Annotated in this window: 23 protein-coding genes, 2 tRNA genes and 2 other RNA genes; 26 read left to right on the forward strand and 1 reads right to left on the reverse strand. The window is 50.7% G+C overall.

All coding sequences use genetic code 11. The features are described 5' to 3' along the window. Positions 1 to 126: 126 nt before the first annotated feature. From sdhC to H0247_RS10020, 25 genes are all read left to right on the forward strand, one after another. Entirely contained in the window at positions 127 to 516 is a 390-nt protein-coding gene (gene sdhC / locus H0247_RS09900) for a succinate dehydrogenase cytochrome b556 subunit (protein WP_015839512.1), read from the forward strand. Next, positions 510 to 857 (forward strand): succinate dehydrogenase membrane anchor subunit, encoded by a 348-nt coding sequence (gene sdhD / locus H0247_RS09905; protein ID WP_180742380.1) that lies wholly within the window; start codon positions 510 to 512, stop codon positions 855 to 857. The genes sdhC and sdhD overlap by 7 nt, the downstream gene beginning before the upstream one ends. Beyond that, positions 857 to 2623, forward strand: a complete 1767-nt coding sequence (gene sdhA, locus H0247_RS09910) for a succinate dehydrogenase flavoprotein subunit (RefSeq protein WP_180742381.1) — start codon at positions 857 to 859, stop codon at positions 2621 to 2623. The genes sdhD and sdhA overlap by 1 nt, the downstream gene beginning before the upstream one ends. Before the next feature lie 16 nt (positions 2624 to 2639). Next, positions 2640 to 3356, forward strand: coding sequence for a succinate dehydrogenase iron-sulfur subunit (locus H0247_RS09915; RefSeq protein WP_015839515.1), 717 nt, complete (start codon positions 2640 to 2642; stop codon positions 3354 to 3356). Between the two features lie 274 nt (positions 3357 to 3630). Further along, positions 3631 to 6438, forward strand: a complete 2808-nt coding sequence (sucA, locus tag H0247_RS09920) for a 2-oxoglutarate dehydrogenase E1 component (RefSeq protein WP_180742382.1) — start codon at positions 3631 to 3633, stop codon at positions 6436 to 6438. A 15-nt stretch (positions 6439 to 6453) separates the two neighbouring features. Further along, positions 6454 to 7677, forward strand: coding sequence for a 2-oxoglutarate dehydrogenase complex dihydrolipoyllysine-residue succinyltransferase (gene odhB, locus H0247_RS09925; RefSeq protein ID WP_180742383.1), 1224 nt, complete (start codon positions 6454 to 6456; stop codon positions 7675 to 7677). 197 nt (positions 7678 to 7874) lie between these two features. Beyond that, positions 7875 to 9041 (forward strand): ADP-forming succinate--CoA ligase subunit beta, encoded by a 1167-nt coding sequence (gene sucC / locus H0247_RS09930; RefSeq protein ID WP_180742384.1) that lies wholly within the window; start codon positions 7875 to 7877, stop codon positions 9039 to 9041. Continuing rightward, entirely contained in the window at positions 9041 to 9913 is an 873-nt protein-coding gene (sucD, locus tag H0247_RS09935) for a succinate--CoA ligase subunit alpha (RefSeq protein WP_014914674.1), read from the forward strand. The genes sucC and sucD overlap by 1 nt, the downstream gene beginning before the upstream one ends. 229 nt (positions 9914 to 10142) lie before the next feature. Next, complete coding sequence (locus H0247_RS09940; RefSeq protein WP_180742385.1) at positions 10143 to 11312, forward strand: tetratricopeptide repeat protein; 1170 nt, start codon at positions 10143 to 10145, stop codon at positions 11310 to 11312. A gap of 714 nt (positions 11313 to 12026) precedes the next feature. Beyond that, the gene (cydA, locus tag H0247_RS09945; RefSeq protein WP_180742386.1) at positions 12027 to 13595 is read left to right on the forward strand and encodes a cytochrome ubiquinol oxidase subunit I; all 1569 of its coding nucleotides are present in this window, start codon (positions 12027 to 12029) and stop codon (positions 13593 to 13595) included. Positions 13596 to 13608: 13 nt separating this feature from the next. After that, positions 13609 to 14748: a cytochrome d ubiquinol oxidase subunit II gene (cydB, locus tag H0247_RS09950; RefSeq protein ID WP_180742387.1), complete on the forward strand. Its 1140-nt coding sequence runs from the start codon at positions 13609 to 13611 to the stop codon at positions 14746 to 14748. A 16-nt stretch (positions 14749 to 14764) separates the two neighbouring features. After that, on the forward strand, positions 14765 to 14881 hold the full coding sequence (gene cydX, locus H0247_RS09955) for a cytochrome bd-I oxidase subunit CydX (protein WP_015839522.1): 117 nt from the start codon (positions 14765 to 14767) through the stop codon (positions 14879 to 14881). Beyond that, positions 14878 to 15171: a cyd operon protein YbgE gene (gene ybgE / locus H0247_RS09960; protein WP_180742388.1), complete on the forward strand. Its 294-nt coding sequence runs from the start codon at positions 14878 to 14880 to the stop codon at positions 15169 to 15171. The genes cydX and ybgE overlap by 4 nt, the downstream gene beginning before the upstream one ends. A 133-nt stretch (positions 15172 to 15304) precedes the next feature. Next, positions 15305 to 15709, forward strand: a complete 405-nt coding sequence (gene ybgC, locus H0247_RS09965; RefSeq protein WP_039348462.1) for a tol-pal system-associated acyl-CoA thioesterase — start codon at positions 15305 to 15307, stop codon at positions 15707 to 15709. Continuing rightward, positions 15706 to 16392: a Tol-Pal system protein TolQ gene (gene tolQ / locus H0247_RS09970; RefSeq protein ID WP_180742389.1), complete on the forward strand. Its 687-nt coding sequence runs from the start codon at positions 15706 to 15708 to the stop codon at positions 16390 to 16392. Before ybgC ends, tolQ begins: the two co-directional genes overlap by 4 nt. A gap of 12 nt (positions 16393 to 16404) precedes the next feature. Further along, positions 16405 to 16830, forward strand: coding sequence for a colicin uptake protein TolR (gene tolR / locus H0247_RS09975; RefSeq protein ID WP_005973933.1), 426 nt, complete (start codon positions 16405 to 16407; stop codon positions 16828 to 16830). Positions 16831 to 16894: 64 nt separating this feature from the next. After that, entirely contained in the window at positions 16895 to 18082 is a 1188-nt protein-coding gene (tolA, locus tag H0247_RS09980) for a cell envelope integrity protein TolA (RefSeq protein ID WP_180742390.1), read from the forward strand. A 138-nt stretch (positions 18083 to 18220) separates the two neighbouring features. Further along, the gene (gene tolB, locus H0247_RS09985; protein WP_180742391.1) at positions 18221 to 19513 is read left to right on the forward strand and encodes a Tol-Pal system beta propeller repeat protein TolB; all 1293 of its coding nucleotides are present in this window, start codon (positions 18221 to 18223) and stop codon (positions 19511 to 19513) included. Between the two features lie 40 nt (positions 19514 to 19553). Continuing rightward, entirely contained in the window at positions 19554 to 20063 is a 510-nt protein-coding gene (pal, locus tag H0247_RS09990) for a peptidoglycan-associated lipoprotein Pal (RefSeq protein WP_010299226.1), read from the forward strand. Positions 20064 to 20072: 9 nt separating this feature from the next. Then, a complete protein-coding gene (gene cpoB, locus H0247_RS09995; protein ID WP_180742392.1) occupies positions 20073 to 20849 on the forward strand; it encodes a cell division protein CpoB in 777 nt (258 codons plus the stop codon). Positions 20850 to 21023: 174 nt separating this feature from the next. Further along, positions 21024 to 21099 (forward strand) — tRNA-Lys (locus H0247_RS10000). 15 nt (positions 21100 to 21114) lie between these two features. After that, positions 21115 to 21243, forward strand: a non-coding RNA gene (locus H0247_RS10005) — RtT sRNA. A gap of 49 nt (positions 21244 to 21292) precedes the next feature. Beyond that, positions 21293 to 21368, forward strand: a tRNA-Lys gene (locus H0247_RS10010). 52 nt (positions 21369 to 21420) lie between these two features. Further along, a non-coding RNA gene (locus H0247_RS10015) (RtT sRNA) lies at positions 21421 to 21549 on the forward strand. 234 nt (positions 21550 to 21783) lie between these two features. Further along, on the forward strand, positions 21784 to 22500 hold the full coding sequence (locus tag H0247_RS10020) for a DUF554 domain-containing protein (RefSeq protein ID WP_180742393.1): 717 nt from the start codon (positions 21784 to 21786) through the stop codon (positions 22498 to 22500). 11 nt (positions 22501 to 22511) lie between these two features. Here H0247_RS10020 and H0247_RS19825 read toward each other — a convergent pair whose 3' ends face one another. Further along, positions 22512 to 22640, reverse strand: coding sequence for a hypothetical protein (locus H0247_RS19825; protein ID WP_255433928.1), 129 nt, complete (start codon positions 22638 to 22640; stop codon positions 22512 to 22514). A gap of 217 nt (positions 22641 to 22857) precedes the next feature. Between H0247_RS19825 and nadA the strand changes: the two genes are divergently transcribed. Next, a complete protein-coding gene (nadA, locus tag H0247_RS10025; protein WP_180742394.1) occupies positions 22858 to 23919 on the forward strand; it encodes a quinolinate synthase NadA in 1062 nt (353 codons plus the stop codon). Positions 23920 to 23972: the final 53 nt, after the last annotated feature.

Genomic DNA, 23972 nt, shown 5'->3' on the forward strand with positions numbered 1-23972 from the left:
TGCGCTGTTTAGACACCGGAATGTCGATGTTTGAGCGCGTATCGTAAACCCACTCTTCAGGGCTGTAACTTTCATACTGTCTGACCTCACATCAGGCCCGGAGGAAGAAACAATAATAAAAGCTGTGTGGGCAAATCCGTGAAAAAACAAAGACCTGTCAATCTGGAATTGCAGACGATCCAGTTTCCCGTTACTGCGATAGCATCTATTCTTCACCGCGTCTCCGGCGTTATCACCTTTGTCGCTGTCGGTATTTTACTGTGGCTGTTAGGCACTTCTCTTTCTTCAGAAGAAGGGTTCCTACGCGCTGCGGAAATTATGGATAGCTTCATCGTCAAGTTTATCGTTTGGGGCATCCTCGTTGCGCTGGCTTATCACATTGTTGGTGGTTTACGTCATCTCTTGATGGATTTTGGTTATATAGAAGAAGACCTTGCCGCAGGTAAGCGTTCTGCAAATATCTCCTTTATTATTACTGTCGTGCTTTCAATTCTGGCTGGAGTCCTCGTATGGTAAGCAATGCTTCTGCGTTAGGACGCAATGGCGTACACGATTGGTTACTGATTCGCGCTTCCGCCATTGTCATTGTTCTGTATGTAATTTATATCATTGGTTTTATTGCTACGGCTGGCGATATCACGTATGAAATCTGGCGTGGTTTCTTCGCGATGGCTCTCACCAAAGTATTCACACTGCTAACGTTATTTTCCATTCTGGTTCATGCTTGGATAGGGATGTGGCAAGTGCTGACCGACTACATCAAACCGCTGGCCTTACGCCTGATTCTACAGTTGGCGATTGTCGTCGCGCTATTGGTGTACGTCATTTATGGAACTATTGTGGTGTGGGGTGCGTGATGAATTTGCCAGTCAGAGAATTTGATGCAGTGGTTGTTGGTGCGGGTGGCGCAGGTATGCGTGCCGCGCTGCAAATCTCCCAAATGGGCCTGTCCTGTGCCCTGTTATCGAAAGTGTTTCCAACCCGTTCCCATACTGTTTCTGCGCAGGGCGGTATTACCGTTGCGCTGGGTAACACCCATGAAGATAACTGGGAATGGCACATGTATGACACCGTAAAAGGGTCAGATTACATTGGCGACCAGGACGCGATTGAATATATGTGTAAAACCGGCCCAGAAGCGATTCTGGAACTGGAACATATGGGTTTACCGTTCTCCCGCTTGGACGATGGCCGCATTTATCAGCGTCCGTTCGGTGGTCAGTCTAAAAATTTTGGCGGCGAGCAGGCCGCGCGTACCGCAGCGGCGGCTGACCGTACCGGTCACGCACTGCTGCATACGCTGTATCAGCAGAACCTGAAAAACCATACGACCATTTTCTCCGAGTGGTACGCCCTCGATCTGGTGAAGAATCAGGATGGCGCGGTGGTCGGCTGTACGGCGATCTGTATTGAAACCGGTGAAGTGGTCTATTTCAAAGCCAAAGCGACCGTACTGGCGACGGGTGGTGCGGGCCGTATCTATCAGTCTACAACCAACGCACACATTAATACGGGTGATGGTGTTGGCATGGCATTACGTGCCGGTGTTCCATTGCAGGACATGGAAATGTGGCAGTTCCACCCGACGGGTATTGCTGGTGCGGGTGTGCTGGTAACGGAAGGCTGTCGTGGTGAAGGTGGCTATCTGCTGAACAAGCACGGTGAACGTTTCATGGAACGCTACGCGCCGAACGCGAAAGATCTGGCGGGCCGTGACGTGGTTGCACGTTCCATCATGATCGAGATTCGTGAAGGCCGCGGCTGCGATGGCCCGTGGGGACCACACGCGAAGCTGAAGTTGGACCACCTAGGTAAAGACGTTTTGGAATCCCGTCTGCCGGGTATTTTGGAGCTGTCCCGCACGTTTGCCCACGTTGACCCGGTAAAAGAGCCGATTCCCGTTATTCCAACCTGCCACTACATGATGGGCGGTATTCCGACCAAAGTAAGCGGTCAGGCGTTAACGGTGAATGAGAAAGGTGAAGACGTGGTGATTCCAGGGCTGTTCGCCGTGGGTGAGATTGCCTGCGTCTCGGTTCATGGCGCTAACCGTCTGGGCGGTAACTCACTGCTCGATTTGGTGGTATTCGGTCGTTCGGCGGGTATTCACCTGCAAGAGTCTCTGGAAGAGCAGGGCACGAGCCGTGATGCCAGCGATTCCGATATTGAGGCATCGCTCGATCGTCTGAACCGTTGGAATAATACCCGTTCAGGGGAAGATCCGGTTGAAATCCGTAAAGCGCTGCAATCCTGTATGCAGAACAACTTCTCGGTCTTCCGCGAAGGTGACGCGATGGCGAAAGGATTGGAAGAGCTGAAAGTGATCCGTGAACGCCTGAAAAATGCGCGTCTGGACGATACCTCAAGCGAGTTCAATACTCAGCGTATCGAGTGCCTGGAGCTGGATAACCTGATGGAAACCGCCTATGCGACAGCGGTATCTGCCAACTTCCGTACCGAAAGCCGTGGTGCACACAGCCGCTTCGATTACCCAGAACGTGACGATGAGAATTGGCTGTGCCATTCGTTGTATCTGCCGCAAACCGACAGCATGACGCGCCGTGAGGTGAACATGCAGCCTAAACTGCGTCCGGCGTTCCCGCCGAAAGTACGTACTTATTAATTGCGGAGATCAAACGATGAAACTCGAATTTTCTATTTATCGTTACAACCCGGATGTTGATGATGCTCCGCGGATGCAGGATTACCAGTTGGAAGCGGAAGAAGGCCGCGACATGATGCTGCTGGATGCGCTGATGCTGCTGAAAGAGCAGGACCCGACGTTATCATTCCGTCGTTCCTGCCGTGAAGGCGTCTGCGGTTCTGATGGCGTTAACATGAATGGCAAAAATGGACTGGCCTGTATTACGCCGGTTTCTGCGTTACGTCGCGGAAACAGCAAAATTGTTATCCGTCCTTTACCTGGATTACCGGTTGTACGTGATTTGGTAGTGGACATGGGACAGTTCTATGCTCAATATGAGAAAATAAAGCCTTACCTGTTGAATAATGGGAAAAATCCGCCGGCGCGTGAACATCTGCAATCCCCCGATCAACGTGCCAAGCTGGATGGGTTGTATGAATGCATCATGTGCGCCTGTTGTTCAACGTCTTGTCCGTCGTTCTGGTGGAACCCGGACAAGTTTGTTGGGCCTGCGGGGCTGCTGGCGGCTTACCGTTTCCTGATCGACAGCCGCGATACGGAAACCAAGCCACGACTGGACGAGCTGGACGATGCGTTCAGCGTCTTCCGCTGCCACGGCATCATGAACTGCGTCAACGTGTGTCCGAAAGGGCTGAACCCGACTAAGGCTATCGGTCATATTAAATCGATGTTGTTGCACCGCAGCGCGTAACGGATAGTGAGTACGTAACGCGTTATTGCATAAAGATAAGTAGTAAAACATGTATCTCCCTCTGGAGTTGCTATTCTTCAGAGGGAGCGCAGGAAACCTTTAAAAACCGGCTTACGCGCCAGAACCGGTTTTTAAAGGTTCCTTAGGGGGGATGGATACCCTAAGCGCGTACCGATGTACGACAAGTGAACCGTTTGTACGGTAAACGATATACGGGCACTAATTACATGTTAACCACGGCGAAAACTGAAGCTTATTAGCTTAAGGGATCATAATGCAGAACGGCGCAATGAAGGCCTGGCTGGATTCCTCCTATTTGGCGGGTGCGAATCAGTCCTACATAGAGCAACTCTATGAAGATTTTTTAACCGATCCTGACTCGATCGAACATAGCTGGCGCTCGATCTTCCAGCAATTGCCTACGAGTGGGGTCAAACCGGATCAACTCCATTCCAAAACGCGTGATTATTTCCGCCGTCTGGCGAAAGACGCTTCGCGCTTTACTTCATCTGTCACCGATCCCGATATTGATGCTAAGCAGGTCAAGGTATTGCAGCTGATCAATGCGTTCCGCTTTCGTGGACATCAGCGCGCTAACCTGGACCCGATTTTCCTGCGCCCTCAAGAGCCAGTTGCAGAACTGGATCTGGATTACCACAATCTGACGCAGGATGACCTACAGGAATCCTTCAACGTAGGTTCTTTTGCCATCGGCAAAGACACCATGAAGCTGGAAGATCTGTATGAAGCACTGAAGCGCACGTATTGCGGCTCTATCGGTGCGGAATATATGCATATTACCAGCACGGAAGAGAAACGTTGGATTCAGCAGCGTATTGAATCGGTAATGGGGCAGCCGTCATTTACGCTAGAAGAAAAGCGCCGTTTCCTGAAAGAGTTAACCGCGGCTGAAGGGCTGGAGCGTTATCTGGGTGCTAAATATCCCGGTGCCAAGCGTTTCTCTCTGGAAGGCGGTGATGCGCTGGTTCCGATGCTGAAAGAACTGATTCGCCATGCTGGCGCGAATGGTACGCGCGAAGTGGTATTGGGGATGGCACACCGTGGCCGCCTCAACGTGTTGATCAACGTCTTGGGTAAGAAATCTCAGGATTTGTTCGATGAGTTCGCCGGCAAGCATAAAGAGCACTTGGGTACGGGTGACGTAAAATATCATCAGGGTTTCTCTTCTGAATTCGATACCGCTGGCGGCCTAGTGCATTTGGCGCTGGCGTTCAACCCTTCGCATCTTGAAATCGTTAGCCCAGTTGTGACGGGATCGGTTCGTGCACGTCTTGACCGCCTTAGCAGCCAGAGTGGTCCACGTGTTCTGCCAATCACTATCCACGGCGATGCGGCAGTGAGTGGTCAGGGTGTGGTTCAGGAGCTGTTGAATATGTCGACGGTGCGTGGCTACGAAGTCGGTGGCACGCTGCGTATTGTTATCAACAACCGTATCGGTTTCACCACGTCTAATCCGCTGGATATCCGTTCCACCGAATACTGTACCGATATCGGTAAAATGGTGCAGGCGCCGATTTTCCACGTTAACGCAGACGATCCAGAAGCGGTGGCGTTTGTTACACGCCTGGCGCTGGACTTCCGCAATGCCTTTAAGCGCGATGTATTTATCGATCTGATTTGTTACCGCCGCCATGGTCATAACGAAGCGGATGAGCCAAGTGCAACGCAGCCGATGATGTACCAGAAGATCAAAAAACATCCTACGCCACGCAAGGTCTATGCTGACCGTCTGGAGCAGGAAAAATCTATCACGCTGGAAGATGCCACCGAAATGGTCAATCTGTACCGCGACGCACTGGATGCGGGTGAGTGCGTGGTAGAAGAATGGCGTGAAATGGATATGCAGTCCTTTACCTGGACGCCGTATCTGAACCATGAGTGGGATGAGCCTTATCCGCACGCAACAGAAATGAAACGTTTGCAGGAACTGGCGAAGCGTATCAGTGAAGTGCCGGAAGGGATCGACGTTCATCCCCGCGTTGCCAAAGTCTACGCTGACCGTGCTGAAATGGCCGCTGGCAACAAGCCGTTTGACTGGGGCGGAGCGGAAACGCTGGCCTACGCGACGCTGGTCGATGAGGGCATCCCGATTCGCTTGTCCGGTGAAGATAGCGGCCGCGGCACGTTCTTCCATCGCCATGCTGTTGTCCATAACCAGAAAAACGGTTCCAGCTATACGCCGCTGAACCATGTGCATAATGGGCAGGGCGCGTTTAACGTCTGGGACTCCGTCTTGTCTGAAGAGGCGATTCTGGCGTTTGAATACGGTTATGCGACCGCAGAACCGCGCACGCTGACCATCTGGGAAGCGCAGTTTGGTGACTTTGCCAATGGTGCGCAGGTGGTTATCGACCAGTTCATCAGCTCCGGCGAGCAGAAGTGGGGCCGGATGTGTGGTCTGGTTATGCTGCTGCCGCACGGTTATGAAGGACAGGGGCCAGAGCACTCGTCTGCGAGACTGGAACGTTATCTGCAATTGTGTGCTGAGCAAAATATGCAGGTTTGTATTCCGTCAACGCCAGCACAGGTGTATCACATGCTTCGCCGTCAGGCGCTGCGTGGAATGCGTCGTCCGTTGGTGGTTATGTCACCGAAATCCCTGCTGCGTCATCCGCTGGCAATCTCTTCACTGGAAGAACTGGCGAACGGTTCCTTCCAGCCAGCGATTGGGGAAATAGAAGAATTAGATCCGGCAGCCGTGAAGCGTGTCGTGCTTTGTTCCGGTAAGGTCTACTATGATTTGCTGGAGCAGCGCCGCAAGAACGAGCAAAAAGATGTCGCGATCGTCCGTATCGAACAGCTTTATCCGTTCCCGCATCAGGCAGTACAAGCGGCACTGGAATCTTTTGCCCATGTTCACGATTTCGTGTGGTGTCAGGAAGAGCCACTGAATCAGGGAGCCTGGTATTGCAGTCAGCACCATTTCCGTGAAGTGATTCCGTTTGGGGCTTCTTTACGTTACGCAGGACGCCCGGCGTCTGCATCACCCGCCGTTGGCTATATGTCCGTACACCAGAAACAACAGCAAGATCTGGTCGATGACGCGCTGAACGTTGATTAAATAAAAGGATAGATAATGAGTAGCGTAGATATTCTTGTACCCGACCTGCCTGAATCCGTCGCTGACGCCACTGTTGCGACCTGGCATAAAAAACCAGGCGATAGCGTTCAGCGCGATGAAGTACTGGTTGAAATTGAAACTGACAAAGTTGTACTGGAAGTGCCTGCCTCTGAGGCTGGCATTCTGGATGCTGTGCTGGAAGAGGAAGGCGCTACGGTAACGTCTCGCCAACTGCTGGGTCGTATCCGTCGTGGCGACAGCTCCGGTAAAGAAACCAGCGAGAAATCACAGAGTAAAGAATCAACACCGGCACAGCGCCATACGGCTGGGCTGGAAGAAGAGAATAGCGACGCGCTGAGCCCAGCGATCCGCCGTCTGATTGCCGAGCACGATCTCGATGCCTCTGCTATCAAAGGCAGCGGCGTAGGGGGTCGAATTACTCGTGAAGACGTCGATAAGCATCTGGCTGCTCAGAAGAAAGAACCTGGCAAAGCGGCTAAGTCTGAGGTTCCGGTTGCTCCGGCACCGGCTTTGGGTGCGCGCAGTGAAAAACGTGTACCGATGACGCGCCTGCGTAAGCGTGTTGCAGAGCGTCTGCTGGAAGCGAAAAACAGCACGGCCATGCTGACGACGTTCAACGAAATCAACATGCAGCCCATTATGGATCTGCGCAAGCAATACGGCGAAGCGTTTGAGAAACGTCACGGTGTGCGTCTGGGCTTTATGTCTTTCTATATCAAAGCTGTGGTTGAAGCGCTGAAGCGTTATCCTGAAGTGAATGCGTCTATTGATGGCGAAGATGTGGTTTACCACAACTATTTCGATGTCAGCATTGCGGTTTCGACTCCGCGTGGTCTGGTCACGCCAGTGCTGCGTGATGTGGATGCGCTGGGCATGGCCGACATCGAGAAGCGTATTAAAGATCTGGCAGTGAAAGGCCGTGACGGCAAACTGACGGTTGAAGAACTGCTGGGCGGTAACTTCACGATTACCAACGGCGGCGTCTTTGGTTCTCTGATGTCGACCCCGATCATCAACCCACCGCAGAGTGCGATTCTGGGTATGCACGCCATTAAAGATCGCCCAATGGCGGTGGATGGTCAGGTGGTTATTCTGCCGATGATGTATCTGGCGCTGTCTTACGATCACCGTTTGATCGACGGCCGTGAATCCGTTGGCTTCCTGGTGACGGTGAAAGAGATGCTGGAAGACCCAGCGCGTCTGCTGTTAGACGTCTAGTCTGACAGGTAGGTTCTCGGGTGGATAACCCTGACGGTTTCCGCCCGAAATAGACAGATTAAGTGCTATGTAGGCCGTTTTTTTCAGCGGCGTTATCCAAATATATCAGAGAGTTATTGGCATTTTTCGCTACCGAAAGAGTCGGTGATGAGAAACCGCCTGCCGACTTATCTCCAAACCTAAATGGATAGAACATCATGAATTTACACGAGTATCAGGCAAAACAACTCTTTGCTCGATATGGTTTACCGGCACCGACCGGCTATGCCTGCACCACACCGCGTGAAGCGGAAGAAGCCGCGTCTAAAATTGGTGCGGGTCCGTGGGTCGTAAAATGTCAGGTTCACGCAGGCGGTCGCGGTAAAGCGGGCGGCGTTAAAGTCGTCAGTAACAAAGAAGATATCCGCGCTTTTGCTGAAAACTGGTTGGGTAAAAAACTCGTTACTTATCAAACTGACGCGCAGGGTCAGCCTGTTCACCAAATTTTGGTTGAAGCGGCAACGGATATCGACAAAGAGCTTTATCTGGGCGCTGTCGTTGACCGTGGTACGCGTCGCGTGGTGTTCATGGCGTCCACTGAAGGTGGTGTCGAAATTGAAAAAGTGGCGGAAGAGACGCCGGAACTGATCCATAAAGCGGCGATCGATCCACTGGTAGGCCCACAGCCTTATCAGGGACGCGAACTGGCTTTCAAACTGGGTCTGAGCGGTAAGCAAGTCGCTCAATTCACCAAAATCTTCATGGGACTGGCCACGCTGTTCCTGGAGCGCGATCTGGCACTGGTAGAAATCAACCCGCTGGTTATCACCACGCAGGGCGATTTAGTCTGTCTGGATGGCAAATTGGGCGCGGACGGCAATGCGTTGTTCCGTCAGCCTGAACTGCGCGAGATGCGCGACCCAAGTCAGGAAGATTCCCGTGAAGCGCATGCGGCACAGTGGGAACTGAACTATGTTGCGCTGGACGGCAACATTGGCTGTATGGTGAACGGTGCCGGTCTGGCGATGGGCACGATGGATATCGTGAAACTGCACGGTGGTTCTCCTGCGAACTTCCTCGATGTTGGTGGTGGCGCGACGAAGGAACGTGTTACTGAAGCGTTCAAAATTATCCTGTCTGATGACAAGGTAAAAGCCGTCTTTGTTAACATCTTTGGTGGCATTGTGCGTTGCGATTTGATTGCTGATGGCATCATTGGCGCGGTAGCCGAAGTGGGTGTTAACGTACCGGTTGTGGTACGTCTGGAAGGAAACAATGCGGAGCTGGGTGCCAAGAAACTGGCGGATAGCGGCCTGAATATTATCGCCGCGACCAGCCTGACCGGTGCCGCTCAGCAGGTTGTTGCAGCAGTGGAGGGTAAATAATGTCCATTCTGATTAATAAAAATACCAAAGTTATCTGTCAGGGTTTTACCGGTAGTCAGGGGACATTCCACTCTGAGCAAGCACTTGCTTACGGTACGCAAATGGTTGGTGGCGTGACGCCGGGTAAAGGCGGCACGGAACATCTGGGGCTGCCCGTATTTAATACGGTGCGTGAGGCAGTAGAAGCGACGGGCGCAACCGCCTCTGTTATCTACGTTCCTGCTCCGTTCTGTAAAGACTCTATTCTGGAAGCAATCGACGCCGGTATCGAGCTGATTATCTGTATCACCGAAGGTATCCCGACACTGGATATGCTGACGGTGAAAGTGAAACTCGACCAGAGCGGCGTGCGGATGATCGGCCCGAACTGCCCAGGTGTGATCACACCGGGCGAATGTAAGATCGGGATTATGCCGGGTCATATTCACCTGCCGGGCAAAGTGGGTATCGTTTCTCGTTCCGGTACGCTGACGTATGAAGCGGTGAAGCAAACGACCGATGCCGGTCTGGGTCAGTCCAGCTGCGTTGGTATTGGCGGTGACCCGATTCCTGGCTCTAACTTCATCGATATTCTGAAGCTGTTTGAACAAGATCCGCAGACCGAAGCCATCGTGATGATCGGTGAAATCGGCGGTACGGCGGAAGAAGAAGCGGCAGCGTACATTAAAGAACACGTGACGAAGCCGGTTGTCGGCTACATCGCGGGTGTGACAGCGCCGAAAGGCAAGCGTATGGGGCATGCTGGTGCAATCATCGCCGGTGGTAAAGGCACCGCTGACGATAAATTCGCGGCGTTAGAAGCTGCGGGTGTTAAAACCGTTCGCAGCCTGGCGGATATCGGTGATGCAGTAAAAGCGATATTAGCACGTTAATCGATTATTCAATGAAATACTCTAGCCACCTTCGGGTGGCTTTTTTTATTCAAATTTTGCCATTGGGGTTAATCGGCACAATTGAATTGTGCACATGACTTCTTCTCAGTTTTATTGGATAATTCGCGCGCCTGAAAGGGCTGGTTAGTGATAAACAGAAATGAAGAATATTTCATTGCGTTCATGTAAGCAGGGAATGATTAATTAATTTTCCTTAAGGGGATGTTGTGTGAAAGGAAATATAAAAGCGCTGATGCTGGCATTGTCTGTATTTACCTGCGCGGCTAGTGCGCAGTCTATTAATATTGAAGTGTTGAGTGCGACAGTTAAAGATAAAAAGATTGATGACGCTGCGGTGATTCTACAGAAGAACGGTGCACAATCAGTGACTGCTCGCTCTGATGCCGCAGGCCGTGTGGGGCTTAATGCGCCTTTCGAGGTGGATCAGGACAGCCTGCTTATCATCAAAAAAGAGGGTTATTCCGATCTGGTGGTTAAATGTCCGTGTGATGGAATGACTTATGCTATTAGTCCAGTAATGAAAAATCTGGATGGCATGAGAATTGTATTAACCTGGGGGGCACAGCCTTTCGATTTAGATTCCCATCTTATTTATCCGGATAATCATATTTATTTTCAACATAAGAAAGGGCGAGATGCCAATCTTGATGTTGATGATACCAATGGCTTCGGGCCGGAAACTATCACCATTGATAAAAAGCGTTTAGGCGAAAGCTATATTTATGCGGTTCATGATTATACGAATGGTGATAAAAATCAGTCATCAGCACTTTCTGCAAGTAGTGCAAAAGTATTTGTTTATGTAGGGAGTTCATTAGTGCGGACGTATTCCGTTCCACTGAATAAGGTAGGGAATATCTGGACGGTTTTCCGTCTTAATCCTAACGGTGATTTTGAAGATATCAATGCCGTTGGCGAGGCTGATTTCTCAAAAGCGAAGGACGGTAATGCGTTGCCAATGGTGCTTAACCCTGCGCAGACAGCCACTTTCGTTACCGCGAATACGGCATTGGCAAAAACGCTCAACCGTGACGGCGAGGCTGCCTATGGACGCGGTGAATTGGAGCAGGCCACGACGCTGTTCCTGGCTGCGATAGAGCAGGACAGCGCATTTGGTCAGGCATACAGTAATCTGGGTCTGGCTTATCAAAAACGGGGCAATATTGCCGAAGCTATCTGGGCCAACCGTAAAGCGATTGCGCTGGCAAGTGGTAACAATGCGGCGACCACGCGTGCCAGCTCGTACTACAACATTGCAAAAATCTACGAGAATGCGGGTCAGTTCAGCGATGCCCTTCAGCATTATGAACTAGCGAAAAGCCAGAAAAGTAACACGGTTTACGATAAGGCGATCGAACGTATGAAAACGAAGAGGTAAACGACGGCAGCTTGCTGTACATCACCTAATCTGTAACCACAGCGGAGGCTCTTTTGGCCTCCGTTTTGGTACGTTACAAACGGGTGGAGGCTGAAGGGGGATGGTAAGAGCGTTCACCACGAAAATGCCCTGTGGATGTCAGCAATAAAAAATAAAAAGCTGACATAAAATAAAAGATAAGAAAAGCATGTGAATAATCGATAACTGAAAGTAAAAATTATATTGCTGAATTAATTTTAATTAAACCAAAAAGTCACAATGTATTAACAATGAGCACAATAAAGAAATTAATGCAACGCACTAATTACGAGAAAAACATTAAATTGTTTTAGATCAAAAAACGCCTCTGGATATAATTTATGAAATAAGCTTAAATTGCGCGAGGTCAATTACCGTCTTTTGTGTCATTTAGCTGGAAAGTTGATTTGAAGCCAAAAACCTAGCCTGGGTCACGTAAAAACCTATTTATTGTAGGGGATTACAGGCGTAATATACGGCTACCTCCCTATGGGGTACGCTACTTGTAATACTTGTGATTTATCTTGAGCTTGCTGTCGGGGTGTGACTGCCCTAGTGAACGGTATTTATAGCGTTTGTTACAGCCGGTGTTAAAGCAATTCTTGTTGTGTTCTTTTTTGGGTGTAATGGCCGGATGTTTGGCGGCTTGTCAGCGTTTGCAAGCTAATCCCTTCCTGCGAGGAGCAAGGAGTCAAAATGTTTGATGTAGTCGAACTGTCACGTTTACAGTTTGCCTTAACTGCAATGTACCATTTTCTATTCGTACCATTAACGCTGGGGATGGCGTTTTTGCTGGCGATTATGGAAACGGTATATGTGCTGTCCGGCAAACAAATCTATAAAGATATGACCAAATTCTGGGGCAAGTTATTCGCTATTAACTTTGCTCTGGGGGTCGCTACCGGATTGACCATGGAGTTTCAATTCGGAACCAACTGGTCCTATTTCTCTCACTACGTCGGGGATATTTTCGGCGCGCCGTTGGCGATTGAAGGTCTGATGGCATTCTTCCTGGAATCGACCTTTGTTGGCTTGTTCTTCTTCGGCTGGGACCGTTTAGGAAAAGTGCAGCATATGGCCGTTACCTGGTTGGTCGCGCTGGGCTCTAACTTCTCCGCACTGTGGATTCTGGTTGCCAATGGCTGGATGCAGAACCCCATCGCATCGGATTTCAATTTCGAAACCATGCGAATGGAAATGGTGAGTTTCGCCGATCTAGTGCTGAACCCAGTTGCTCAGGTGAAATTCGTTCACACGGTGGCCGCGGGTTACTGTACGGGCGCGATGTTCATCCTGGGTATCAGTTCTTACTATCTGCTGAAAGGCCGCGACATTGCGTTTGCTAAGCGTTCATTCGCTATTGCAGCAAGTTTTGGTTTGGCTGCGGTATTGTCTGTTATTGTGCTGGGTGATGAATCCGGTTATGAAATGGGCGATGTGCAGAAAACCAAACTGGCAGCGATTGAAGCCGAATGGGAAACCCAGCCCGCTCCGGCATCCTTCACCCTGATCGGTATGCCAAACCAGGATACGATGGAAAACAATTATGCCATCAAGATTCCTTATGTTTTGGGCCTGATCGCGACCCGTTCAACGGACAAGCAAGTTACTGGTCTGAAAGAGCTGATGGAAATGCACGAAGTGCGTATCCGCAACGGTATGAAAGCCTATCAGTTGTTGGAAGAACTACGTGCAGGCAATACCGATCCGGCAGTAAAAGAAGCGTTCAACCAGTCTAAGCAGGATCTGGGTTATGGCATGCTGCTGAAACGCTATACGCCGAAAGTCTCTGATGCGACCGAAGCGCAAATCCAGCAGGCGACCAAAGATTCTATTCCACGCGTTGCACCGCTGTATTTCTCTTTCCGTATCATGGTTGCATGTGGCGTACTGATGCTGTTGATTATCGGCCTGTCTTTCTGGACGGTTCTGCGTGGCAAAATTGGTCAGAAAAAATGGCTGCACCGTGCTGCGCTGTACGGTATTCCTCTGCCATGGATTGCTGTTGAAGCAGGCTGGTTTGTGGCTGAATACGGCCGTCAACCTTGGGCCATCGGTGAAATTCTGCCAACGGCTGTCGCCACGTCATCACTGACAGCAGGGGATATTCTGTTCTCTATGGCGCTGATTTGTGGTCTGTATACGCTATTCCTGGTTGCAGAAATGTATCTGATGTTCAAATACGCACGTCTTGGCCCAAGTAGCCTGAGAACGGGGCGCTACCACTTTGAACAACCTATAGCGGCTGCGCAGGAAGCACGGTAAACAGGAGTCCACTATGTTTGAATATGAAGTCTTGCGTTTTATCTGGTGGCTGTTGATCGGTATTTTGCTGATTGGCTTCGCTATCACTGATGGTTTTGACATGGGCGTGGGCATTCTGGTGCGCCTGATGGGGCGTGGCGATACCGAACGTCGTGTCATGATTAACAGTATTGCACCGCACTGGGACGGTAATCAGGTGTGGCTAATCACCGCCGGTGGTGCGCTGTTTGCTGCCTGGCCGATGGTCTATGCTGCCGCGTTTTCTGGTTTTTACGTGGCGATGATTCTGGTGTTGGCATCACTGTTCTTCCGTCCTGTCGGCTTCGATTATCGTTCGAAAATCGAGGATCCGCGCTGGCGTGGCATGTGGGACTGGGGCATTTTCATCGGTAGCTTTGTTCCGCCGGTGGTGATCGGTGTGGCGTTTGGCAACCTGTTACAGGGTGTGCCGTTCCACATCGATGAATATCTGCGTCTGTACTACACCGGAAACTTCTTTCAATTGCTGAATCCGTTTGGTCTGTTGGCGGGTGTGGTAAGTCTGACGATGATTCTTGCTCAGGGTGCAACCTACCTGATGATGCGGACTACGGGCGAGCTGCACGTGCGTTCCAAATCTGCCGCGCAGATTTCCGCGCTGGCGATGATGGTTACGTTTGCTCTGGCTGGCGTATGGGTTGTTTACGGTATTGATGGTTATGTGGTGACGTCTGCGATTAACACTGCGGCTGAATCTAATCCGTTGCATAAAGAAGTCGCTCATCAGGCGGGTGCTTGGCTGATCAACTTCAACAACCATCCGATCTTGTGGGCTATTCCTGCTCTGGGCGTCGTATTGCCTGTGCTGACTACTCTCATGGCTCGCGCAGAGAAAGGGGGATGGGCATTTCTGTTCTCTTCTCTGACGATTGCTTGTGTGATTCTGACTGCAGGGATCGCCATGTTCCCGTTCATCATGCCATCAATCACCGTGCCTAACGCGAGTCTGACGATGTGGGACGCTACGTCGAGCCTGCTGACGCTGAAAGTGATGACTGTGGTTGCGATTATTTTCGTTCCTATCGTGCTGTCTTATACCGCATGGTGTTACTACAAGATGTTCGGTCGCATTACCAAAGAGCAGATTGAGCAAAACACTCACTCACTGTACTAAGTAAGGAGCTTAATTTATGTGGTATTTTGCCTGGATACTCGGAACGCTTCTTGCTTGCTCACTGGGGATTATTACGGCCCTGGCGCTTGAGCAGAGTGAGGCAAGCAAAGCGGCTGAAGAAGATAAGCAATGAGTGATCTGGTCGATAAACTCTATCGCCTGATGGATAAGAGCCCGATAAGGGCTCTTTCCCTTATCATGGCATTGCTGCTGGCGGGCTGTGTATTCTGGGATCCGGCGCGCTTTGCGGCGCGTACCAGTGAACTCGCGGTTTGGCAGGGGCTGCTGTTGATTTGGGCCGTTTGCGCTGGCGTTGTTCACGGCGTTGGTTTTCGTCCGCACCGCCTGCTCTGGCGCGCGTTTTTCGCACCACTTCCCGCCTTTGTGATCCTGTGCGCAGGATTGTACTATTTCTTCGGTTAAAATAGTCTCCTATTCCATTTGGTTATGGGTTGCTTGCAGCCCATAATTATTTTCTTTCCGCTGTCACAATCCATTCCAAACCTCATTTCTCTTGCGTATAGTAGCGAGGTTTAATGCATTACTGGGATGTATAGTGAGTAATTCGTTGTTTCGCTGGCCAGTTCGAGTCTACTTTGAAGACACTGATGCAGGTGGCGTTGTCTACCATGCGCGCTATGTTGCCTTTTATGAAAGGGCAAGAACCGAGGCGTTGCGTGAGCGCAACTTTCACCAGCAAGCCTTGCTAAGTGAGCATGTCGCGTTTGCTGTTCGTCGGATGACGGTGGAGTATCTTGCTCCTGCTCGCCTTGACGACATGCTGGAAGTGCAAAGTGAGATTATCTCGCTGCGTGGCGCTTCTCTGACTTTCGCTCAGCGTATTCTCAATGCTCATGGCACCCTGCTAAGCCATGCTGAAGTTTTGATCGCATGCATCGATCCACATCAAATGAAGCCAATTGCGCTTCCTAAGTCTATTGTCGCGGAGTTCAAGCAGTGACTGACATGAACGTTTTTGATTTGTTCCTGAAGGCAAGCCTTCTGGTCAAACTAATCATGCTGATTTTAATCTGTTTTTCTATCGCTTCCTGGGCGATCATTATCCAACGTACCCGAATCCTGAATTCGGCGACGCGCGAGGCTGAGGCGTTCGAAGACAAATTTTGGTCGGGCATCGAACTGTCGCGTCTTTATCAGGAAAGCCAGGGTCGTCGCGATAACCTGACGGGCACAGAACAAATCTTCCATTCAGGTTTCAAAGAATTTGCACGGCTGCATCGTGCTAACAGCCATGCGCCGGAAGCCGTGGTGGAAGGGGCGTCTCGCGCAATGCGTATTTCGATGAACCGTGAATTGGAAACGCTGGAAACGCACATTCCTTTCTTGGGCACCGTGGGTTCTATCAGCCCGTATATCGGCCTGTTTGGTACCGTTTGGGGGATTATGCATGCCTTCATTGCGCTGGGTGCTGTAAAGCAGGCAACTCTACAGATGGTTGCCCCTGGTATTGCTGAAGCCTTGATTGCTACAGCGATCGGCCTGTTTGCAGCGATTCCTGCGGTCATGGCGTATAACCGTCTGAGCTTGCGGGTAGGCAAACTGGAGCAGAACTACGACAACTTTACCGAAGAGTTCATCGCGATCCTGCACCGTCAGGCGTTCTCCAGCGACAACAGCAAGTAATCAGGGGGGATCATGGCACGAGTACGCAGAGGCCGTCGTGAGCTGAAATCCGAGATCAACATTGTTCCGTTACTGGACGTACTGTTAGTGCTGTTGCTGATTTTTATGGCGACTGCGCCGATTATTACGCAGAGCGTCGAGGTGGATCTGCCTGATGCGACCGATTCAAAAACGGTCTCCAGCAACGATAATCCGCCTGTGATCGTAGAGGTTTCAGGTATAGGACAATATAGTTTGGTTGTTGAGCAAAACCGTATGGAGCAACTCCCAGCAGAGCAGGTGGTTGCCGAAGCGCAATCGCGGCTGGCAACCAACCCTAAGACGGTCTTTTTGATTGGTGGCGCGAAGGATGTTCCTTATGATGAGATCATTAAAGCGTTGAATTTGTTGCATCAGGCTGGCGTAAAATCCGTTGGTTTGATGACACAACCGATTTAAATGAGCACATCACGGTAATGATCGTTAAGCCTATTTCTGGCAACACTGTTTTTGGGAATCGCTTGTGTTAAAGGCAAACGAACAAAACGATAAGCTGAAACGCGCCGTTATTATCTCGGCTGTTTTGCACGTCATACTGATTGCTTTGCTGCTTTGGAGTTCGTCGACGCAAACGATGGATGCCAGCGGGGGCGGCGGAGGCTCTTCAATTGATGCTGTGATGGTCGATCCGAGCGCAGTGGTGGAGCAGTATAACCGTCAGCAGCAGCAACAGACCGATGCGAAACGTTCTGAACAGCAGCGTCAAAAGCAGGCCGAACGGCAGGCCGAAGAGCTTCAGCAGAAGCAAGCCGCTGAGCAACAGCGGCTGAAAGCGCTGGAAAAAGAGCGTCTGCAAGCGCAGGAAGAGGCGAAAAAGCAGGCTCAGGAGCAGGCAGAACAGCGTAAGCAGGCTGAAGCGGCAGCTCAGCAGGCAAAAGAACAGCAAAAGCAAGCCGAAGCGGCGGCAGCCAAAGCGAAGGCTGAAGCTGAACAGCAGGCGAAAGCTGCAGCAGACGCTAAAAAGAAAGCGGAAGACGAAGTGAAGAAACAGGCGGCTGCAGCCGCTGCTGCTAAGAAGCAGGCGGAAGAAGAGGCTAAAGAAAAAGCCGCTGAAGCAGCTAAACAGAAGGCAGCAGAAACCGCGAAAGCAGAAGCAGCAAAGGCTGCTGCAGAGGCAGCAAAAGAAGCTGAACAAGCTAAACAAAAAGCAGCAGCCGAGGCCGCTAAGCAAAAAGCCGATGCTGAAGCAGCAAAAAAAGCAGAAGCAGCCGCTGCGGCTAAGAAAGCCGCTGATGAGAAAAAGAAAGCAGCAGCAGAAGCGGCTAAGCAGGAAAGTGCCGTTGATGATTTGCTGGGCGGTTTGGCTTCATCGAAAAATGCGCCGAAGTCTGGCGGCGGCGCGCCTGCAGGTGCTGGCAGCAATAAGAAGAGCGGTGCATCAGGTGCGGCGCTGGATAGTTATGGTGGTCAGGTACGTTCAGCCATTCAGAGCAAGTTTTATGACTGGCAGCTCTACAAAGGGCGCACCTGTACATTACGGATTAAACTGGCGCCAGATGGCTTGCTGATTGACGTCACTGCTGAAGGTGGCGATCCGGCATTGTGCCAGGCGGCTATTGCGGCTGCCAAACAGGCCAAAATACCGAAGCCACCGAGCACAGAGGTTTATGAGGCTTTCAAAAATGCGCCAATAGACTTTAAACCGCAGTAACCGGGCTGTTTACCCAATAGATTTAAGATTATTACGATGGTAAATAAACCAGGTTATGTTGTTTTGTTGACATTGGTTTGTTTTTGTTAAAATTCTGCTAATTTATCGTAGACTTCGCGTCTGGATAAGGGAGATGAGATGAAGCAAGTACTGAAAGTTGCATTAAGCTTTTTAATGCTATGGGCAGCGGCGCTGCACGCAGAAGTACGTATAGAGATTACCCAAGGGGTAGACTCTGCGCGTCCTATCGGTGTGGTTCCGTTCAAATGGGCAGGGACGGGCGCTGCGCCTGAAGACGTAGGCGGCATAGTGGGTGCTGATTTACGCAACAGCGGCAAATTTAACCCGATCGACGCAAACCGCATGCCACAGCAGCCTGCGACGGCGTCTGAGGTCACGCCTGCTGCATGGACGGCACTGGGTATCGATGCGGTTGTGGTTGGCCAAGTTCAACCGAGCGCCGATGGCAGCTATCTGGTTTCTTACCAGCTCGTCGATACCTCGGGTAACCCAGGTAGCGTTCTGGCTCAGAATCAGTTCAAAGTCACCAAGCAATGGCTGCGCTATGCTGCACACACGGCCAGCGATGAAGTGTTTGAGAAACTGAGCGGTATCAAAGGTGCATTCCGTACCCGTATCGCTTACGTTGTTCAGACCAACGGCGGTCAGTTCCCTTATGAACTGCGCGTTGCGGACTATGATGGTTACAACCAATTTGTGGTTCACCGTTCACCACAGCCGCTGATGTCTCCGGCTTGGTCTGCTGACGGTAGCAAACTCGCTTATGTCACGTTTGAAAGTGGCCGCTCTGCGCTGGTTATCCAGACGCTGGCAAATGGTGCGATCCGTCAGGTTGCTTCTTTCCCACGTCACAACGGCGCGCCTTCTTTCTCTCCTGATGGCAGCAAACTGGCATTCGCGCTCTCCAAGAGCGGTAGCCTGAACCTGTATGTCATGAATCTGGGATCGGGGCAAATCAGCCAGGTGACGGATGGCCGTAGCAATAATACGGAGCCAACGTGGTTCCCTGACAGCCAGACCTTGGCCTATACTTCAGACCAGGCTGGTCGTCCTCAGGTTTACAAAGTTAATGCTAACGGCGGTGCACCACAGCGTTTGACCTGGGAAGGTTCCCAGAATCAGGATGCTGATGTTAGCGCCGACGGGAAATTTTTGGTAACGGTTGGCTCTAATGGTGGAGCTCAGCATATTTCCAAACTAGATCTGGTAACGGGTGCCGTACAAGTATTAACGGACACGTTCCTAGACGAAACGCCAAGTATCGCACCGAATGGCACGATGGTGATCTACAGCTCTAAACAAGGGCTGGGGTCAGTGCTACAGCTGGTTTCGACAGATGGGCGTTTCAAAGCGCGTCTTCCGGCTACTGATGGACAGGTTAAATTCCCTGCCTGGTCGCCGTATCTATAAGTACAGATATGTACAATAAACTCGTCAAAGGACATAAGAAATGCAATTCAATAAAGTGCTGAAAGGCCTGATGTTGGCTCTGCCGGTACTGGCAGTGGCCGCTTGTAGCTCCAACAAGAATGCGGACAATGACCAATCTTCCATGGGTGCTGGCAACAACGGTATGATGGATGGCGGCAACATGTCTTCTTCTGAGCAAGCGCGTTTGCAGATGCAAGAATTACAGCGCAACAACATCGTTTACTTCGGTCTGGACAAGTACGATGTGAGCTCTGAATTCGCTCAGATGCTGGACGCCCACGCTGCATTCCTGCGTAGCAACCCGTCTTACAAAGTGACTATCGAAGGTCACGCGGACGAACGCGGTACGCCAGAATACAACATCGCTCTGGGTGAGCGTCGTGCCAACGCGGTACAAATGTACCTGCAAGGTAAAGGCGTTTCTTCCGATCAGATCTCTATCGTTTCTTACGGTAAAGAGAAACCAGCTGTTCTCGGTCATGACGAAGCGGCGTATGCCAAAAACCGTCGTGCCGTTCTGGTATATTAAGAGAATCGCATGAGCAGTAACTTCAGACGTCACTTGTTGGGTCTGTCGTTACTGGTTGGCGTAGCGGTCCCTTGGGCCGCTACTGCCCAAGCGCCAATCAGTAATGTCGGCTCAGGCTCGGTCGAAGACCGCGTCACTCAATTGGAGCGTATTTCTAACGCTCACAGTCAGCTTTTAACCCAACTTCAGCAACAGATCTCTGACAATCAGCGTGATATTGATAGCCTACGTGGGCAGATTCAGGAAAGTCAGTATCAGTTGAATCAGGTTGTTGAACGGCAGAAGCAGATCTATCAGCAGATTGATGGATTAAGTTCGCAATCCTCTTCTACACCGACGACAGACGGCACACCTGCCGCTGCTGCGGGTACTGATACCGGTGCGGCCAATACGGCGGCACCGGCCAGTACGGGTGATGCGAATACGGATTACAATGCCGCAGTCGCGCTTGTGCTGGAGAAAAAACAGTACGATCAGGCGATTAGCGCATTTCAGGCATTCGTCAAAAAGTACCCCGATTCAACGTATCAACCTAATGCTAACTATTGGCTTGGTCAGTTGAATTACAACAAGGGGAAAAAGGACGATGCGGCGTACTATTTCGCCAACGTTGTTAAAAATTATCCCAAGTCACCAAAAAGTTCCGAAGCCTTGCTGAAGGTTGGGGTGATCATGCAGGAAAAAGGTCAGGCAGATAAAGCCAAGGCTGTTTACCAGCAAGTAGTAAAAATGTACCCCAATACAGAAAGTGCAAAGCAGGCGCAAAAGCGTTTGGCTGGGTCGTAATACGTATTAATTGGCACAAAAATTGCGCGGTATGAGCGATTTTTGTGCCCAAACGTCTTAAGAGTAAGCAATCAAACAGTTTTTTAAGAAAATAGGTTGCGCTGAAAATTTAAATCAGTAATATGTGCCGCCGTTGCCAAGGCAAACAGCAAAACGCTAAAGCAGCATGAAATTGGGTCGTTAGCTCAGTCGGTAGAGCAGTTGACTTTTAATCAATTGGTCGCAGGTTCGAATCCTGCACGACCCACCAATTTCAAATGTGATAATTGATTTTGAATCGTGAAGGATGAGAACCGAAAGGTTCGACAAAATCGGCAGTATCGATTTTGAACAACGCGAAGGCGTTGGCCCGAAGGGCGAGTCCGTAGGACGAGTAATCCTGCACGATCTACCAATTTCAAGAAGAGTGTTAAGTTAATAAGCATCAAGCAGTTCCGCATTGCGGGTCGTTAGCTCAGTCGGTAGAGCAGTTGACTTTTAATCAATTGGTCGCAGGTTCGAATCCTGCACGACCCACCATCCCTTAGTAGTTTAATTCCTCATTACACAATCATTGCTTCTCTCTTAATCCATATAATGTATATAGTGACTTTTAATCAATTGGTCGCAGGTTCGAGCCGAGCGAAGCGAGACAACAACGCGACTGCGTTGACCCCAAAGGGGCGAGGCCAAAGGCCGAGTCATCCTGCACGACCCACCATTTCAGCAGTAGTATCCCTTGCTCAAATAAATCCACTTTAAGCCACAGAGCGCGTGTCATGTCGATACGATAAAACTCATTATCATTCCCAGCTTGTTCAGTCTTTGGAGTATATTAGGCGTTTACCTCTCTCCATAGACTATATAACCCGTCAGGAACTGTTTTCTCATCCTATCGAGCGGGAATGGAGTCACTGTCACAGGTACGCGCCTGTAACCCTGTTTAGGAAGATATATGATTGGTCCGTTGATTAATGGTGCCGCTATCTTGATTGGTAGCGGGCTGGGTATTGCTTTACGTCGCTTTATCCCTCAGCGTTTGCAAGATGGGTTGCCGCCAGCGTTTGCGATGGTGTCGATTGCAATGGGGATCACGCTGGTTGTTAAAGTCCAACAGTTGCCTGCGGTAGCGCTGGCTATCGTGATTGGCGTGGCGTTAGGCGAGCTGCTCCGCATGGAATCCGGTGTGCAGTGGGCTGGCACGATGATTCAGAAGGGATTAAACCGCGTGCTGCCTGCACAGGAGCACCGCTTGCCGCAGGATGTCTACACTCAGAATTTTACCGCGTTAATCGTCCTGTTTTGTGCCAGTGGGACCGGTGTGGTTGGGGCGTTGACGGAAGGGCTAACTGGCGATTATCAACTGCTGATCATAAAATCTGCTTTGGATATTTTCACCGCGCTGATTTTCTCCATCACGCTTGGCCTTGCCGTGATGTCGATTGCGATACCGCAGATTATTGTCCAGACGCTGTTGTTCTTCTCCGCCAAATTGATTATGCCTTTTATGACAGATATCACGATGGGTGATTTTTCTGCCTGTGGCGGGGTTATCATGATTGCGGTAGGGCTACGGATCGCGCAGATCAAATCATTTGCGGTGGTGAACTTCCTGCCTGCGTTGGTTCTGGTTATTCCTATCTCTCTGTACTGGCATCGCTTCTTCGCCTAAAGCGCAGCATCTTAGCGGCTGACGATCGAAGGCATGTCGCCGCTAAAGATTTGTGTTACTTCCTGATCGGTCAGTGGCACGCTTTTGCTACAGACATAAATAGGCTTTCCTTGCGGGCTGATGCTCTTGGCTAGCCTCATGTCCTCTCCTTATCTCTTTTCTACTTTCTACAAGTCATGCCACTTACGCATTCCATCTCACGATTTTAAGCATAGTAAACAGAATTACAGGTTTTATGGAAAAAACACCGCGACTTTAGGCATTATTTTCGGTATTTTGTTTAGGATAAAAAACGTCAGTGCTGATGATTAATGAGTATCTGGTGTTACAACCCGAGTTGTCATCGTGGAAATCCATATGAGTACCCTTTTTGATAGCAATGAGACCATTTATCCGTTTCCGCCGAAACCGAAGCCATTATCGGCTGATGCAAAACAGCACTATCGTAGCAGGATAAAAACACTGCTGCGGGAAAGAAATGCTGTCATGGTCGCGCACTACTATACCGATCCTGAAATTCAGGCGCTGGCGGAAGAAACGGGCGGCTGCGTGGCGGACTCGCTGGAAATGGCGCGATTCGGTAGCACCCATTCGGCATCGACGCTGCTGGTGGCAGGTGTCCGCTTCATGGGGGAAACTGCCAAGATACTCAATCCAGAAAAGACGATTCTGATGCCTACGCTGGAAGCCGAATGCTCACTCGATCTCGGCTGTCCCGTCGAAGAGTTCAACCGTTTTTGCGATGCACACCCGGATCGAACTGTCGTCGTTTATGCCAATACCTCTGCGGCGGTAAAAGCGCGTGCCGATTGGGTGGTCACGTCCAGTATCGCAGTAGAGTTGATCGAGCATCTGGATAGCCTGGGAGAAAAAATTATCTGGGCGCCGGATCGTCACCTGGGAAGCTATGTCCAAAAGCAGACAGGGGCGGATGTACTGTGTTGGCAGGGCGCGTGCATTGTGCATGACGAATTTAAAACGCAGGCGCTGAAGCGCATGAAGATTCTGTACCCGAATGCGGCCATTTTGGTTCATCCAGAATCGCCGCAGAGTGTGGTAGAGATGGCTGACGCCGTTGGGTCGACCAGTCAGCTGATTCAGGCGGCGAAAACGCTACCGCAGCGCGAACTGATTGTGGCGACTGACCGCGGTATTTTCTACAAGATGCAGCAGGCCTGCCCAGAGAAAACATTGCTAGAAGCGCCCACCGCGGGCGAAGGGGCAACCTGTCGCAGTTGCGCCCACTGTCCGTGGATGGCGATGAACGGGCTAGAGGCGATTGCTAATGGTCTGGAGCAGGGCGGTGACGCACATGAGATTCATGTTGATGCAGCCCTGCGAGAAGGCGCGTTAATCCCTCTGAATCGCATGCTGGATTTTGCTGCTTCACTAAAATTGCGCGTGAAAGGGAATGCCTGACGGAGATCTTGGGCATCTTGATAGCATTTTTTTACATAATGAGACAGGGTGGT

The sequence above is a fragment of the Pectobacterium sp. CFBP8739 genome, from assembly GCF_013449375.1.
Lineage (GTDB): Bacteria > Pseudomonadota > Gammaproteobacteria > Enterobacterales > Enterobacteriaceae > Pectobacterium.